Annotated in this window: 18 protein-coding genes; 15 read left to right on the top strand and 3 right to left on the bottom strand. The window is 33.8% G+C overall.

Annotation, left to right across the window (positions count from 1 at the left end):
* Positions 1-2: 2 nt before the first annotated feature.
* The 13 genes from QBK95_RS13430 (at position 3) to QBK95_RS13370 (ending at position 11,886) form a co-directional block, all read left to right on the top strand.
* Entirely contained in the window at positions 3-575 is a 573-nt protein-coding gene (locus QBK95_RS13430) for a Crp/Fnr family transcriptional regulator (protein WP_280934597.1), read from the top strand.
* 227 nt (positions 576-802) lie between these two features.
* A complete protein-coding gene (locus tag QBK95_RS13425; RefSeq protein ID WP_280934595.1) occupies positions 803-2,617 on the top strand; it encodes an acyl-CoA dehydrogenase family protein in 1,815 nt (604 codons plus the stop codon).
* 46 nt (positions 2,618-2,663) lie between these two features.
* The gene (locus QBK95_RS13420) at positions 2,664-3,440 is read left to right on the top strand and encodes an SDR family NAD(P)-dependent oxidoreductase (protein WP_280934593.1); all 777 of its coding nucleotides are present in this window, start codon (positions 2,664-2,666) and stop codon (positions 3,438-3,440) included.
* Between the two features lie 77 nt (positions 3,441-3,517).
* The gene (locus tag QBK95_RS13415) at positions 3,518-4,732 is read left to right on the top strand and encodes an acyl-CoA dehydrogenase family protein (RefSeq protein ID WP_280934591.1); all 1,215 of its coding nucleotides are present in this window, start codon (positions 3,518-3,520) and stop codon (positions 4,730-4,732) included.
* A gap of 76 nt (positions 4,733-4,808) precedes the next feature.
* Complete coding sequence (locus QBK95_RS13410; protein WP_280934589.1) at positions 4,809-5,861, top strand: phosphotransferase family protein; 1,053 nt, start codon at positions 4,809-4,811, stop codon at positions 5,859-5,861.
* Positions 5,862-5,872: 11 nt separating this feature from the next.
* Positions 5,873-6,508 carry a transglutaminase-like domain-containing protein gene (locus tag QBK95_RS13405; RefSeq protein ID WP_280934587.1) on the top strand — a complete coding sequence of 212 codons (636 nt, stop codon included), beginning with the start codon at positions 5,873-5,875 and terminating at the stop codon, positions 6,506-6,508.
* Positions 6,509-6,517: 9 nt separating this feature from the next.
* Positions 6,518-6,904, top strand: coding sequence for a hypothetical protein (locus tag QBK95_RS13400; RefSeq protein ID WP_280934585.1), 387 nt, complete (start codon positions 6,518-6,520; stop codon positions 6,902-6,904).
* Between the two features lie 33 nt (positions 6,905-6,937).
* Positions 6,938-7,693 (top strand): SDR family NAD(P)-dependent oxidoreductase, encoded by a 756-nt coding sequence (locus QBK95_RS13395; protein WP_280934583.1) that lies wholly within the window; start codon positions 6,938-6,940, stop codon positions 7,691-7,693.
* Positions 7,694-7,729: 36 nt separating this feature from the next.
* Entirely contained in the window at positions 7,730-8,494 is a 765-nt protein-coding gene (locus QBK95_RS13390; RefSeq protein ID WP_280934581.1) for an enoyl-CoA hydratase/isomerase family protein, read from the top strand.
* Between the two features lie 33 nt (positions 8,495-8,527).
* Entirely contained in the window at positions 8,528-9,532 is a 1,005-nt protein-coding gene (locus tag QBK95_RS13385; RefSeq protein ID WP_280934579.1) for an NADP-dependent oxidoreductase, read from the top strand.
* Between the two features lies 1 nt (position 9,533).
* Positions 9,534-10,511 (top strand): NADPH:quinone oxidoreductase family protein, encoded by a 978-nt coding sequence (locus QBK95_RS13380; RefSeq protein WP_280934578.1) that lies wholly within the window; start codon positions 9,534-9,536, stop codon positions 10,509-10,511.
* Positions 10,512-10,595: 84 nt separating this feature from the next.
* On the top strand, positions 10,596-11,333 hold the full coding sequence (gene fabG / locus QBK95_RS13375) for a 3-oxoacyl-ACP reductase FabG (RefSeq protein WP_280934576.1): 738 nt from the start codon (positions 10,596-10,598) through the stop codon (positions 11,331-11,333).
* 85 nt (positions 11,334-11,418) lie between these two features.
* On the top strand, positions 11,419-11,886 hold the full coding sequence (locus QBK95_RS13370) for a MaoC family dehydratase (protein WP_280934574.1): 468 nt from the start codon (positions 11,419-11,421) through the stop codon (positions 11,884-11,886).
* A 155-nt stretch (positions 11,887-12,041) separates the two neighbouring features.
* Here QBK95_RS13370 and QBK95_RS13365 read toward each other — a convergent pair whose 3' ends face one another.
* A complete protein-coding gene (locus QBK95_RS13365) occupies positions 12,042-12,602 on the bottom strand; it encodes a hypothetical protein (protein WP_280934572.1) in 561 nt (186 codons plus the stop codon).
* A 225-nt stretch (positions 12,603-12,827) separates the two neighbouring features.
* Between QBK95_RS13365 and QBK95_RS13360 the strand changes: the two genes are divergently transcribed.
* Positions 12,828-13,652, top strand: coding sequence for an alpha/beta hydrolase (locus QBK95_RS13360; protein ID WP_280934570.1), 825 nt, complete (start codon positions 12,828-12,830; stop codon positions 13,650-13,652).
* 149 nt (positions 13,653-13,801) lie between these two features.
* Complete coding sequence (locus tag QBK95_RS13355; RefSeq protein ID WP_280934568.1) at positions 13,802-14,290, top strand: C39 family peptidase; 489 nt, start codon at positions 13,802-13,804, stop codon at positions 14,288-14,290.
* 59 nt (positions 14,291-14,349) lie between these two features.
* Here QBK95_RS13355 and QBK95_RS13350 read toward each other — a convergent pair whose 3' ends face one another.
* A complete protein-coding gene (locus QBK95_RS13350) occupies positions 14,350-16,230 on the bottom strand; it encodes a sensor histidine kinase (RefSeq protein ID WP_280934566.1) in 1,881 nt (626 codons plus the stop codon).
* 209 nt (positions 16,231-16,439) lie between these two features.
* Positions 16,440-16,952, bottom strand: coding sequence for a DoxX family protein (locus tag QBK95_RS13345; protein ID WP_280934564.1), 513 nt, complete (start codon positions 16,950-16,952; stop codon positions 16,440-16,442).
* Between the last annotated feature and the right edge of the window lie 30 nt (positions 16,953-16,982).

Raw genomic sequence — 16,982 nt, 5'->3', positions numbered from 1 at the left:
TCTTGAAAGATTTAGAACAAAAAATACGCTCTTTTACACCAGTTACCGACTCAGAGATGGAGTTTGGACTACAGTTTTATAGAAAAGAGACTTTTAAAAGAGGTACACATTTAGTGAAGCCAGGTCAATATATCCATGATTTCTACTTTATGAAACAAGGATGTGTTACTTTTTATTCTATAGAAGAAGGTATAACAAGGGTTATGGAGTTTTTTACAGAAGGTTCCTTTTTTACAGATTTATATCCTTATATAGAAGAAATCCCATCAGAATCTTATCTCGAAGTTACAGAAGACTCTATTGTATATAGGATTTCTAAAACAGATGCATTAAAAGTATTTGATCATTCGCATGCGTTGGAACGTTTTGGGAGATTATCTATGCAAAAAGCTTTTATTAATAATTTCCAACGAATTAATCAGCTTAAAAACCTTTCTAATCAAGAACGATACCTGCAATTATTAGAGAAACGTCCATCACTTTTTCAACGTGTCCCTCAATATTTGATCGCATCTTATCTGGGATTAACACCTGTTGGACTCTCCAAAATTCGTAAAAGATTAAGTCAACAATAATTTTAATTTAAAGCAATTAATAGAATGTAGGGCTTCTGCGCAAAGAAGTGTGAACGATTTAAAGTTGTTTTAAAATAATTAGTAAATATTTATAACTTTCTATACTAGTAGGTTAGTTATAAGAATATCATAAAATTCATATTTATTAAACCAGTTTAATAAGAATCTACTAAATATTCACGAAATTTATTGTGTAGTCAACAAACGACTTCTTAAAACTTCACATAATGGCTAAAGAATATATAGATTTAAATACACTAAAATACCTTTTATATGATGTTCATCAATTAGAGGAGGTACTGCAGCAAGATCGTTTTGCTGATCATGATAAAGAGTCCTTAAACCTGTTTCTAGATTCTGTAAAAGAGTTTTCTGACCGCGAATTGTTTCCATATTTCAAAGAAATGGATGAAAATCCCGCTTATCATAAAGATGGTGGAGTAGTAGTGCATAAACAGGTAGAGGTGATGATGAAAAAAGGAGGTGAAATGGGATTGATCTCTGGCACATTTGATTATGATGCAGGAGGTTTGCAATTACCAATGATGATTTATACGGCATCTGCTTTTATTCAGGATGCGGCTAATAATCATTTGCCTGGATATGTAGGGTTAACTCTTGGAGCAGCCGAATTGATTATTCACTTCGCTAGTAAAGAATTGAATGATATTTATGTCCCCAATATGCTTTCAGGTAATTGGGGTGGAACTATGTGTTTAACAGAGCCACAAGCAGGTAGTTCATTATCTGATGTGGTAACCAAAGCGACTCCTCAGGAAGATGGTTCTTATAAGATCTTAGGGCAGAAAATATTCATTTCTGGTGGTGATCATCAATATGCAGATAATTTCGTACATCTTGTGTTGGCTCGTATCGATGGAGCACCTGCAGGAACCAAAGGAATTTCATTGTTTATTGTTCCTAAAAACCGACCAAATGCTAATGGAGATTTAGAGCCTAATGATGTTACTACGGTCGCTGATTTTCAAAAAATGGGACAACGAGGTTACTGTACTACACATTTAGGTTTTGGTGATGCTAATGACTGTAAAGGTTGGTTGGTAGGAGAAGCACATCAAGGTTTGAAATATATGTTTTTAATGATGAATGGTGCTCGTATTGCTGTGGGTCGCGGTGCTGCGGCAATTGCTACTGCAGCCTATCAAGCTTCGTTAGAGTATGCCAAAGAACGACCACAAGGAAGAAAATTAGCGAGTACAGGAAAAAAAGATCCAGAACAAGGACAAACCTTAATCATTAATCATCCTGATGTACGTAGAATGCTACTCCTGCAGAAAGTTATAGCAGAAGGTTCCTTGAGTTTGGTGTTACTGGCATCGAAGTATTATGATTTAAAGGAAACATCGCAGGATACTACCGAAAAGGAGAAATACAGCCTGTTATTAGAATTAATTATACCAATGGTAAAAACCTACCCTTCTGAAATGGGAGCTCATGCAGTTTCTAATGGATTACAAGTTTTAGGGGGTTATGGATTTTGTTCGGATTTTATATTGCAACAATACCATAGAGATATCCGTATTTTTCCAATATATGAAGGGACAACAGGGATTCAATCCCAAGACCTTCTCGGAAGAAAACTTCTTATGGAAAATGGTAAAGCGCTAGAATTGCTAAATAATGAAATAATGCAAACTATCCGAGAAGCTTCAAAATACGACGATCTAAAAGGATATGCGAATACGTTAGGAGAAAAACTATTACTAACTCAAAAAGTAATAGGCTTTTTGATTGGTTTTGCTAAAAAGGGAGACTATGAACGTTTTCTGTCAGATGCAACACCATTTATGGAATTCTTTGGTAATATTACGATGGCTTGGATCTGGTTGGATATGGCAACAAACGCTAAAAATGCTATCGTAACTGGAAAAAATAAATACTCTGAAGAATTTTATGAAAGTAAGATTCATGCAATGAAATTTTATTTTAAATATGAGTTGCCAAAAACTAGTGGTCTTGCAGAAATACTGATGGATGAGGAGGTATTGACAATCCTAGGCAAGAAAGAAGTGTTCAACTAATTCAGATACACATTTATAATTAAAATATTAATTCATTAACAACATAATGAACAGCATAAAACAATCATTTAATTTAGAAGGAAAAGTAGCGATTGTTACAGGTTCCAGTAAAGGAATAGGAATGGCAATCGCACAAGGATTAGCAGAACATGGTGCTAAAGTTGTAATCAGTAGTCGCAGTCAAGAAGCAGTAGACAAAGTAGCTCAAGAATTCAAAACAGCTGGATTTGATGCAATAGGTATTGCTTGCCATATTGGTAAAGCAGATCAACGTGAGCAGTTAGTGCAAAAAACTATAGAACATTATGGAGGCATTGATATCTTAGTGAATAATGCAGCAATTAATCCAATCTATGGACCTATTGAGGACGCAGAAGAAAGTGTTTTTGATAAAATAATGGATGTTAATGTAAAAGCACCTTGGATGCTATCAAACCTAACGTTACCATCAATGAAACAACGTGGAGGCGGAAGCATTATTAATATAGCTTCAGTAGAAGCATTGCATCCAGGAGCGGGATTAGGATTGTACAGCACTAGTAAAGCGGCTCTATTAATGCTTACCAAAAACCAGGCAAAAGAATGGGGACAATATGGAATTCGTGCTAATGTACTATGTCCAGGATTAATCAAAACTAAGTTTAGTGCTGCTCTTTGGCAAAATGAAAAATTACTAAATAAAATTGAAAAAACATTACCCACAGCTCGTATGGGAATGCCCAATGAAATGGCGGGAATGGTATGCTTATTAGCTTCAGAAGCGGGAGCATATATGACAGGCAGTGTATATAACGCGGATGGCGGTTATATGATTGCAGGTTAATTTGTTTTTAGCGTAAATATTAATAATAATTAATCTGTCACGTCGATCGAAATCTGACGGCATAAGATCTATATAACATGAATTTTGACTACTCAGAAGAAATTATAACGCTTCAAAAGAAGTTAACTTCTTTTTTTGAAGAACATATACTTCCTGTAGAAGAAGAAGTAAATGCTTTTCTCTATAATCCAGATAACCGATGGAAACATTGGTCTGGAATGGAAGACCTTAAAACCAAAGCAAAAGCAGCTGGGTTGTGGAATTTGTTTTTACCAAAAAATTACGGCTCGTTGAGTCCAGGATTAACAAATCTCGAATATGCGCCTTTAGCAGAGATTATGGGACGTGTATTATGGTCGTCCGAGATATTTAATTGTAGTGCTCCTGATACTGGAAATATGGAAGTACTGGCAAAATATGGTTCAAAGGAACAGCAAAAGAAATGGCTAGAACCCTTAATGAATGGAGAAATCCGCTCTGCTTTTTTAATGACAGAACCTCAGGTGGCCTCTTCTGATGCTACAAATATCGAAACTTCTATAATAAGTGATGGCGATGATTATGTGATCAATGGCACTAAATGGTGGTCTTCTGGAGGAATGAATCCTAGTTGTAAAATTGCTATTGTAATGGGAAAAACAGATCCTGATGCTCCTAGACACCAACAACAAAGTATGATATTGGTGCCAATGGATACACCTGGATTAAAAATAATTAGACCGTTATCCGTATTTGGGTTTTATGATTCGCCAGAAGGTCATGCCGAAATTGTTCTAGATAATGTTAGAGTACCCAAAGAAAATTTGATTTTAGGAGAAGGTAGAGGTTTTGAAATTGCGCAAGATAGATTAGGACCAGGACGTATTCATCATTGTATGCGTTTGATCGGAATGGCTCAACGTTCTCTGGAATTAATGTCTAAAAGGGCCGCTGAACGTATTGCATTTGGAAAAACATTTAAAGATTACAGCAGTATTAGACAAGAAATTGCAGCATCACAGTGTGATATTGAACAAGCAAGATTATTAACGCTTTCTGCAGCTGATAAAATGGATAAGTTAGGAAATAAGGCATCAAAGGATCTAATCGCTATGATAAAGATTGTAGCTCCTAATATGGCACTAAAAGTGATAGACCGAGCAATGCAGATACATGGAGGAAAAGGAGTGGGTCCTGATACGCCATTAGCACATTTCTTTGTAGCTGCTAGGATGTTACGTTTAGCAGATGGACCAGATGAAGTGCATATGTACCAACTGGGAAAAAGTATTATAAAAAAATATTCAGAATAATAAACGTAAAACTTTATTCTATATCAAAGATCAATTTTAGGCTGCAGAAAACTTATTTCAATACAAATTATCAAAAATGCAAAACGTACGTAAAGGCGAAGAACTAAACGAAAAAGAATTAAAGTCGTTTCTCTATAAAGAAGGACTTATTAATGATCAAAAAAGCGACTGGAGCGTAGAGCAATATACTCATGGCTATTCTAATCTAACCTATTTGTTGAAGATAGAAAATAAAGAATATGTATTACGTCGTCCTCCGTTTGGAGCAATTAAACGAGGGCATGATATGGGACGCGAATTCAAAGTGCAATCTGGTGTATATAAAACTTTTCCTAAGGTACCTAAAATGTATGCTTTTACAGATGATGAGAGCATTCTAGGATGTTCTTTTTATATCATGGAAAAAGTAGAAGGTATAATTCTTAGTGCTCGCGAAGCTAAAAAAAGAGAGGTTTCAGCAATTGATTTTAAAACAATTGCAGATTCTTGGTTAGAGACGTTTGTAGAACTTCATAATATAGATTATAAAGAAGTAGGTCTTAAAGATCTTGGTAAACCAGAAGGATATGTTGGGCGACAGGTGCTAAATTGGGGGAAGCAATATCTTAATGCGGCAACAGATGATGTTCCTTCTGCAGAAAAGGTGATGAAATGGATGGAAGAGTATCAACCAAAAGAATATAGATATAGTTTGGTTCATAACGATTTTAAGTATGATAATGTAGTTTTTAAAAACGATAAATGGAAAGAGGTAATAGCAGTGTTAGATTGGGAAATGGCAACACTGGGAGACCCTTTGATGGATTTAGGAACTTCTCTTGGATATTGGACCATGAGTAGTGACCATGCTTTTGTGCAACAAGGCATTCCATCACCAACGATTATGGAAGGAAATCCGAGTAGAAGCGAAATAGTGCAATTATATACAGAAAAAAGCGGAAGAGATGTTAATCATTTGGTGTTCTATTATGCTTTTGGGCTCTTTAAAATAGCTGTGATCGCTCAGCAGATTTATTACAGATATAATAAAGGACTTACTACTGATCCTCGATTTGCGCAATTAAACAAAGCAGCGGAGTTGCTTTGTAATTTGGCTTGGCAAGCCATTCGGACTAAGAAAATAGATTAAAGAATAGTACAATGGATTATTTAGCGAAGACATATTATTTTGATTATGATACGGATGAAATCCAACACATTATTGATGAGTTTAATACAGAAACATTAACGACTAAAGAAAAAGTAAAGCAATTATATATTAAAGTGAGAGATGGCTGGAGGTATGATCCTTACTATATCCGTCTTAATAAAGAGGCATATAAAGCAAGTACCACAGCAAAAAAAAATAGTGGACATTGTCTAGATAAAGCAATATTGTTAATTGCTTGCTTAAGAGGGTTAGGGATACCAGCGAGAATTCATCTGGCAAAAGTAAAAAACCATATTGGAGTAGAGCGATTGATAGAAAAATTCGGAACCAATGAGTTGACACCTCATGGAATGATTAACGTTTACCTGAATGGGAAATGGTTAAAGGCTTCACCAGCTTTTAATAAAGCATTATGTGAAAAATGTAATGTTGCACCGTTAGAATTTGATGGGGAACAAGATTCTATGTTTCAGGAATATGATAATCAAGGTGGAGTATTTATGGAATATATTGAGGATTATGGGTATTTTGAAGATGTTCCTTATGAGTTTATATTGAATAATATCAAAGAACATTATACTGCGATTTATAAACAATATGAAGGGTTAAACGAAATTAGATTATAAAATAGTTTTATGAATAATACACACACAAGCATCACTCAAAAACAATTTCACAGCTTTATGGAACTTCCAGTTAAAGGACCTTTTCAAATGATAAATCTTTTAAAATTTAAAGATAAAGTTGAGGATGAAAATATCACAGGAGCAGAAGCATATGCTCAATATATGGCAGCAGTAGTACCTTTCTTTCAAAATACCAAAGCTAAAATTATTTATCAAGGAAAACCCTTGTTTAGCTTGATAGGACCAGAAGACACGATAGAATGGGATAAAGTATTAATCGTAGAATACCAAAATAAACAAGAATTTATTGCCATGATTACCAAAGATGGATATCCTGCCGAAATGCGTAGTCGTGCATTAGCAGATTCTAGATTGATTTTAAGTATCGACAAATAATTTTTATTCTAAATTCAAAATAAATAAAAGAATATGCAAGTAAAAGATAAAGTGGTTATTGTCACAGGAGCTGGATCGGGAATAGGAGCAGCCACTGCAAAACATTTTGCAAAACATCAGGCCATAGTAGTGGTTTCTGATATTAATGAAACAAAAGCAAAACAAATTGCTGATGAGATTGCTGAGAATGGTGGTAAAGCGACTGTGATTACTGCTAATGTTGCAAAATTTGAAGACGTAGAGCAATTGATAACCAAAACTGTCGAACAATTAGGGCAATTGGATATTATGGTGAATAACGCTGGTATTGGTCCAAGAAACATGTCTAAAACTGCAGAATATACATTAGAGGATTGGGATAGTGTTATTGCCGTTAATCAAACTGGAGTATTCTATTGTATGAAATTAGCATTACAACAGATGATGAAACAAGGCTATGGAAATATTGTAAATATTGCTTCTTTAGCTGGTTTGAAAGCTTCCCTGAATAATCTTTCTTATAGTGCAAGTAAATTTGCAGTAGTAGGAATGACCAAATCGGCAGCTTTAGAATATGCAACTAAAAACATTCGTATTAATGCCGTTTGTCCTGGATATACAGAATCTGCACTATTAAGTAAACTATTATCAGTGAGACCAGATATGGATCAGATGCTAAAAAGTGTAATCCCTATGAAACGATATGGATTAGCAGAAGAAATAGCCGAAGCTGTGGTCTGGTTGGCCTCTGATAGTACTAAATTTATTACTGGTCAGACAATCACCTTAGATGGAGGAACTTCATTGTAAAATATAAATATTTTCTAATCACATTATATACCAAGAATGCACACTGTTAAAATTCAAAAAAAACAAAATTATGCTATTGTTCAATTGAACAGAGGCAAAGTGAATGCGATTAATCATCAAATGACAAAAGAAATAAGAAAGGCATTTACGGATTTAGAAAATGATGATACTGTAAAAGGTGTTATTGTAACAGGAATTCCTCATTTTTTTTCTGCAGGATTGGATGTTATCGAATTGTATAGCTATGACAAACCAAAAATGAACGAGTTTTTTAATGATTTTGGAGGAATGTACATTCAATTGGCAAAGTTTTCAAAACCTTTGATATGTGCAATAACGGGATATTCTCCAGCAGGAGGTTGCGTGATTGCTATTACAGCAGATCATCGAATTATGGCAGAAGGAGAAAAATATACTATTGGATTAAACGAAGTCGCTGTTAATATTCAAATTTCAAACAATTTAATTAGAGGATATTCTTTTTGGTTAGGAGAAGGAAAAGCAAATCAATACATTTTAGGAGGAAAGCTATTGAATGTAGAAGAGGCATTGGTATCTGGATTGGTGAATGAAGTATGTGCATTAGATCAAGTATTACCAAAAGCCGAAGCTAAAATGAAGGAATATTTACGAGCCGATGAAGATATTTTCAAGAACACCAAATATAAACTTCGCAAAGATTGGTTAGAAAGTATGGAAGATGATCCTACAGTAGATTTAGAACAAGCAATTTCACTTTGGTGGAAACCAGAAATAAGAGCAAAAATGAAAGCTTTTGTAGAGAGCCTTCAGAAAAAATAAATTAAAATCTTTTAGAAAAATAAATTACACGCAATGAATAAACAAATCATCTTAAAAAACCGCCCAGAAGGACTGCCAGATGCCAATACTTGGGAATTACAGAATAACCCAATTCCAGAACCTAAAGAAGGAGAAGTACTGATTCAACATCACTATATTTCATTGGATCCAGCAATGAGAGGTTGGATGCGTGAAGGAAAATCATATATAGAACCAGTAGAAATAGACGATGTCATGAGAGCAGGTTCTATTGGTAAAGTAATTAAATCGAATAATCATCCTAAGTTTAAAGAAGGAGATTATCTTACTGGTTGGGGAGGTGTACAGCAATATACAACTACCAATGGCGATAACTGGTATGCTGTTGATCCTAGTATAGCACCGTTACCGCTATATATCGGAACCTTAGGAATGCCAGGAATGACAGCATATTTTGGGATATTAGAAGTTGGTAAGATCAAGGAAGGAGATACAGTGTTGGTATCAGGAGCTGCTGGTGCTGTGGGAAGTGTTGTTGGTCAAATAGCAAAAATTAAAGGTTGTCGTGTTGTTGGAATTGCTGGAGGAAAAGACAAATGTAATTACATAGTTAATGAATTAGGTTTTGATGCTGCGATTGATTATAAATCAGAAGATATTTATGATGCTATCAAACGAGAATGTCCAAAAGGAATCGATGTGTATTTTGACAATGTTGGAGGAGAAATTCTGGATGCAGCCTTGTCCAGAATCCGCATGCACGCACGTATTGTTATTTGTGGAGCAATTTCACAATATAATAGTATGGAAGACATGAGGGGACCAAAAAATTATTTGTCCTTATTGGTAAATCGTGCCACGATGCAAGGAATGGTAGTTATGGATTATGCTAAAGATTATGGCAATGCTGCTATGGAAATGGGAGGTTGGATTGCACAAGGAAAGTTAAAAACCAAGGAAGATATTTATGAGGGGATTGAAAATTTTCATGAGACGTTTTTACGATTGTTTTCTGGAGATAAAATGGGGAAATTGGTATTAAAAGTTATAGAAAAATAACATGGAAGCTATAGTTTGTAAACAATTCGGACCACCTTCTAATTTGACTATAGAAGATATAAAAAGTCCAAAAGCTAAAGAAAAAGAAGTTGTTGTTACTGTGAAAGCTTGCGGAGTTAACTTTCCTGATACCTTAATAGTTCAAGGGTTATATCAATTTAAACCAGAATTGCCATTTACTCCTGGTAGCGATATAGCAGGTGTTGTAAAAGAAGTAGGAGCAGATATTACTCACGTAAAACCAGGTGATGAGGTTTTTGGATTTGTAATGCACGGCGGTTATGCAGAAGAAGTTGTGGTCCCTGGGAATGCTTGTTTCAAAAAACCACCGATGATGGATTTTCCAATAGCTGCTTCGTTTATGATGGCGTATGGTACTTCATATCATGCATTAAAAGATAGGGCAAAACTTAAGAAAGGAGAAACTCTTTTGGTGTTAGGTGCTTCTGGTGGTGTTGGTTTAGCAGCTGTAGAGTTAGGAAAACTAATGGGAGCTAAAGTAATTGCAGCAGCTTCTTCTGAAGAAAAACTACAATTATGTAAAGAATATGGTGCTGATGAAGTTATAAATTATCAAAATGAAGATCTCAAAACCAAAATAAAAGAACTAACAGAAGGTAAGGGGGTTGATGTGGTATATGATCCTGTTGGTGGAGACTATTCTGAAGCAGCTATCCGCGGAATGGCTTGGGAAGGTCGTTATCTGGTTGTAGGTTTTGCGGCTGGAGATATTCCAAAAATCCCTTTGAATTTAGCATTACTAAAAGGTTGTGCAATTGTAGGGGTCTTTTGGGGAAGTTTTGCTATGAAAACACCTAAAAGGAATATGGAAAACACTATGGAATTAATGAATTGGTATGGAGCAGGAAAATTAAAACCACATATTCATAAAATATACCCTCTTAAAGAAGCTACTAGTGCATTAGAAGAAATGATGCAACGAAAGGTAAGAGGCAAAGTGGTGATTCAATGTTCTTGATAATGATTTATAAAAATTAATGTATCTAGTCACACTGAGTTGATCAAGGTGTGATACTATAATATCATATAAATAACCTAATACATGAGATTAAAAAATAAAGTTGCTATTATCACAGGAGGCGCTAGAGGAATAGGTAAAGCCATTTCCGAATTATTTGCTAGTGAAGGAGCAACAGTGATTATTTGGGATCTTCTGAAAGAAGGAGAACGTGTGGCTACGGCTATTTCTGCCAAAGGAGGTAGAGCAGAATTTAGTAGTATTTCTGTAACTGATAAAGTAGCTATTGAAACCGAAGCTAAGAGAATCCACGAAAAACATGGTAAAATAGATATCCTAATTAACAATGCAGGTATCACTAAAGATCGTACGCTTCATAAAATGAGTGAAGCAGAGTGGGATGCGGTGATTGACGTAAATCTTAAAGGAGTTTTTCTTTGTACGCAAGTGGTTTCGCAGTATATGAAAGAAGCAGGATATGGACGAATAGTATCTGCCGCTTCTAATGTAGGGTTACGTGGTAATTTTGGACAGACGAATTATGCAGCTACTAAGGCAGGTGTGATAGCAATGTCTAAAACTTGGACCATGGAACTGGGAAAGTATGGAATAACCGCGAATGCATTAGCTCCAGGTTTTACATTAACCGAAATGACAGAACAAATACCTGATGAACATCTAGAAGGTATTAAGTCACAAATACCTCTTAAAAAGGCAGCAACACCATTAGATATCGCATATGGTTATCTATATCTTGCTTCAGATGAGGCATCCTATGTTTCTGGAATATGCTTAACCATTGATGGAGGTATCTCGAGATAGTGCTATCGTGATAGGATTAAGAATGTAATATTTTTAAAAGAAAAGTATTCGTGTTCATACTATCGAAAAAATATTTAGAAATATCATGAATCAATTAGTTTGTAAAAATTTTGAAGAGTTTAAAGCTCAAGAAGGACAATCATTACCTATAGGGCAATGGTTAACGGTTACTCAGAAAATGATCAATGCTTTTGCAGAAGCAACTCAGGATTTTCAATGGGTACATGTTGATTTAGAGCGTATTAAAAAAGAATCTCCCTTTAAAAAACCAATTGCACATGGTTTTCTATCAATATCTTTATTGTCTAAGATGTTAATGGATTTAATTAGTATAGAGAGTTTTGCAATGGGGGTCAATTATGGGCTCAATAAAGTACGATTTCCACATCCAGTTATGGTAGATAGCCGATTACGACTCCATAGCAGTATCCAAAAAATAGAAGAATATGCAGAAAAAGGACTAAAAATTACCTGGAATTGCTCAGTAGAAATAGAAGGTGTAGAAAAACCAGCTTGCGTTGCGGAATTTGTGTCTTTAATGTTTGAGAGCTAGTTGTTCTCAAAACATTAAAGATTTTCATTTTCGTAATATTAATTTTAATATTTTATTTTCCAAGTTGCGTTCTAAATGATAAACTATATTGGATAATACATTCTTTATATCATTCGAATTATTAAAATCGTAAATTCTGTCTGTAAAGGATAGTATTATGAATAGTACTGTTTCATCCAATCATTAAAATCTTGCTGAAGTATGTTTTTAGTGCGTTGTACAATTGTATCAGCATTTACTACAGAGGATAGGTTAAATTTATCTTCAAGCCATTGTATAAAGCTGTTATTGTATGGGCTTTGTTCATAATTAGGTTCGTCTTTATAATAGTATATATCCTCCCAATCAATCATTGGATCCACATCATAAGTAAGAATTTGTAAAAAGTCTACCATATTTCTTGCTATAATATGATATCCACCTTCACTGCCAAAAGCTACAATTGGTGATTCATCAAGAGTTTTATCTCTGTCTTGCAGCCAAAGTGCATATGTGGATCCAGAACCATCTGCATACGCAAATTCATAAAAAGAAGTAAGAAAATCTTCATCTTCAGAATATGATGCAAGCATATGTTTTTCTTTATCAATCATAAATTCAAACCCCATAGAGAATCGATGATTATCTGGAATAGTATTGCTAAAATCCAATAGCTCTACAAGCAATTTAGGAGCTTGAAGTGTTCCGAAGTTGTTTAAAAAATCATTTTTTTTCATGTCTATAGATTTTATATATCTAGTTTCGAAAATAAGAAACATCATATTCGTGTCTAGGCAAAATACATATTGGGTAGTTATTGATTTATATTTAACAAGAATTACATAATATTGGGTTTGATGATATGTTTCAGTGTGTTTTTTTGAAATTAAATCGGATATTAAATTTTAAACAATACGAATCGTTTAGGTAAGTTAACAATCATAAAATGGTATATTTAACTCATGCAGCATGAAGAATTCTTTTTTGAATATAAAAAATACACTCTTTTTGGCCAGTATTGGATGCCCGATGACTACAAAGCAATAGTACTGCTGGTACATGGAATGGGAGAACATTCATCTAGATATGCTGATTATGTTGTACCTGAGTTATTAGCTAAACAATTTGGTGTGATTACTTATGATAACTTCGGTCATGGGAAGAGTAGTGGAAAAAGAGGTCATTGTCCTGGTTATGCATCTCTTATGGAGGTGATAAGTATGATGTTCTACAAAGCTAAAGAAATAGAGGGTAACACTCCTGTTTTCTTGTATGGACATAGTATGGGAGGAAATCTGATAATTAATTATGTATTGCGAAACAAACCAGAAATAACAGGAGCAATAGCAACTAGCCCGTTTTTACGCTTAGCGTTTCAGCCACCTGCCTGGAAAATGACTATAGGTAAGTTACTGCAAAAAATAGCACCTTCAGTCACATTGCCTTCCGAATTGGATGTAGAGGCTATATCTAGAATCCCTGATGAAGTAAAGAAATATCAAAATGATCCTTTAATTCACGATAAAATAAGCCCTAACTTTTCTTTTCCAATTATAGAAGCTGGATCTTGGGCGATTGACCATGCTGATATGTTAGAAACTCCAATGTTATTGGTTCACGGCACTGATGATAAGATAATTGATTATACAGGCACTCAAGATTTTTCAAAAAAAACTTCGTATGCTGATCTTGTTTTGTTTGATAAAGGGTATCACGAACTTCATAATGACATAGATAGAGAAAAACTTATAAAAACAATTGTTAATTGGATAGAAAACAATCTGTAATAGAGTTATAATTTCCCTTAGTTATTGTCAGTTTATTCATACTCATGATTATTGTTCGGTAGTTAGTTTTTCTTTATTTTTATAGATAATTGTTTATTCAAAATAAATAATTCCAACTTAATTATTATAAACACAAAATTATATATGTTATGGACGAATTAACCAGTACTAAAGGAAACGTAAGATCAAAACTTGATATTCTAATTGAACGTCAAATAGGAATAAATAATTGTTGGGCAGCAGCGTTGTCCATGGCGTTACAGAATTATGGACTTCATTTAACCGGGAAAACACTGGATGAAATGTTTGAAGCTAATAATCAAGGTTTAGATTTATTTACATTACATCCACAAATATCATCACATTTTGCATATGTTCGGACAGAGTATCGAAGTGAGATTATGGGACACGACCCAAAATTAACATTTGCAGAAATACAAGGATATATTGATAATAGCCAACCTGTTCTAATTGGAACGCAAAATTATGGAGGTCATAGAGCACACGCCTTATTGATTATAGGATATGAGGGAGATGATATCGTTTTAATAGCAGATCCTTGGACTGGTAGTTTAGTTGAAATGAAACATTCTGAGTTAATCAATTATTGGGTGGAAAGCTTAGTTTTTGATCGATAATAACTCAATTTTTAATAGAATATATGTGTGGCAGATATAGTTATAACTTTTAGGGTGATTTATATATTAGTATAAGGAATGGTAAAATAAAAAATGGAGCCTAAATCTTTTTTACTATCCAACCAAATTTCACCTCCTAACATTTCTGTAAAAGCTTTTGCAATAGATAGTCCAATACCAGCGCCTTCAATAGCATAGTTATTTTCGATATCTGCTTGTACAAAGCGTTCAAAAATTGCTTTTTGACGATTTTTAGCAATACCCATACCTGTATCTTTTACAAAAAACTCTAAAAATTCACCTTTCTTTTGATATCCAAACGATATAGAGCCTTCTGGGGTGTATTTAATAGCGTTTTTAACTAGGTTGGTTAATATCGCATTGAATTTTTCCTTATCGGTCTTAAGAATAGCTTTATTGTTGGCTAATTCATTGATATATGATAGTTGAAGACCTTTACGATCAGCTTCAGGTTTAAAAAACTGATATAAATATTCAACCTGCTCATTAATATCCACTTCAGAAGGAAAAACCTTTACCTGTCCTGATTCTATTTTAGAAATATCAATGATATCCCTTATGATATTAAGCATACGGGCTCCACTTTCTTCAATTAGACTAATATATAAGTGCTGTTCATCTCCTGTAAGCACTGGTTCTTTAAGTAATTCAGCAAAACCTAATATGCCATTCATTGGAGTTCGTATCTCATGACTCATATTGGCAAGAAAAGCGGATTTAAGACGATCACTTTCCTCCGCCTTATCTTTCATCTTATTTAATTCTATTTCATAGAGCTTAAGTTCTGTAATATCCGTAGTGGTACCTACATACCCTATAACTTCGTTTTTCTCATTGTATTCTGGTATTGCTTGACCTAAAACCCATTTTACAGAACCATCAGCACGTAAAAACCTATATTCTGCATGAGAAGCGTCTCTATTTTTAGCATTGTTATACCAACCAGACTTTAATCTTTTTCTATCTTCTGGATGCACAGCTTTTAGCCATCCATCTTCTATCGCTTCTTGTTGAGATAATCCAGAAATATTACACCATTTTTCATTTACAAAAGTGGTTTTTCCGTTCGCTTTTGTCATAAATATTCCAACTGGTGATATATCTGTCAGGGTTTGGTATCTGTTTTCACTTAGTTGTATTACTTTTTCAGCTTCTTCAAATTTTTGACGATACGTAAGCGAATGATAAATGTCTTTAAAAGTAGAATAACTGTTTTCAGAGACATCTCTTTGGAAATACTTAAGATAGATGGTAAATAGTATTCCGTAATAAAAACTCATTGTTATTTTGGATGTTAATCCAGAAATCAAAAAACTCTTAATATTATCAGAGTTCCAAAAACCAACTACACTAAACAAAACAACGTCAAATACAAGTACAGCAAGCATGGTAAGAAAAACCCTGAAAAAAAGCACCCGAATATGCTTAGATATGAATTCAAAAATAAAAATTAGCAAAATGGAATCTAAAAATAGAAGAAGTGTGCCATAAACCAACAAAAAAATGTTGGTATTAAAGAAGTCGGATAGGATTGTAAATGATACCTGATGCATATTAGAATCTTCTAAATTGATTCCGAAAAGCATGAGCAAAATAACGATCATTAAATTAGCAATTACTAAAGCGTAGATAAGTCTTCTGGTTAGCAAGGCGTCTTCTTTAATGTAGAATATTAACACAGTAAATAGTGTAACCGAGAATAGTACTGAAGATCCTGGAGATACTGTAATACCATCATAAATTTCAAAGTACATTGTGGTAGCTGTAAACACCTGAATAAATTGAAACATACCTAATGTGGTAAATAACAATCCATTACCAGTTACCTTCCGAAAATGAAATAAAGTCAATACTAAAAAGGAAACAACGAACCCTTGTAAAAGAAAAACTGATATTTGATAAAAATTAATTGCCTCCATAAAACATAATTAATCACCTCTATTTTTTTAGATGAAAGAACGTTTTTGTGTTAGTAAAAGCCCAAAAAGTGATCAATCTAGATTAAATCCGTTAAGAGAAATTGAATTTATGTATTTCTCGAAGATACGAAAGTAATTAGATTTTAGTTGTTTTTATATACTTGTTTTTAATTTAATAATCTGTATATAAGAATGTCATTAAACGATCATTATTTCTGTAAATAAGTGTAAACAAAGAATAAAGTAGCTGCCAGCACAGCGCTAGTAATAAAAAGAGGTACTCTTTTAGGATTTTTTTCTGATGGTGATAGCAGTATTTTAAAAAGCTGAATCATTTTATTTCTTTCAAAAAAGAGGAGGATCAATAAAATCATTAAAAATATTATCGCATTAACAGTTGCTCCTGTTTTTACCTGATAAAAAACATCAAACAAGACAATATTAACCATAATTGGAATCAGTAATAATGTTCCTATGATTTTTGTGCGTTGAGACAATAATAATAGAGCTCCTAATACTTGCAATACTCCAATGATAATAGGTAATGTTTGAGAATATCCAAAAAAAGACCACATTAATTCCATTCCGCTTAATTCATTTACTGGGGTATTTGGTAAATCACTTCTGTTGCCAAATTGAAATGGTTTAGCAGCACCATAAACAAATATGAAAAAGGCTACAAAATATCGTAATGTACGTTCAAGAATTTTTTGGAAGGTCATAAAAATAGTTTAGTAATCAGACGATTCGTA

This window comes from Aquimarina mycalae (assembly GCF_029906345.1).
In the GTDB taxonomy this organism is placed as follows: domain Bacteria; phylum Bacteroidota; class Bacteroidia; order Flavobacteriales; family Flavobacteriaceae; genus Aquimarina.
Note: the sequence above shows the minus strand (reverse complement) of the source record. Positions and strands in the feature narration are given on the sequence as shown.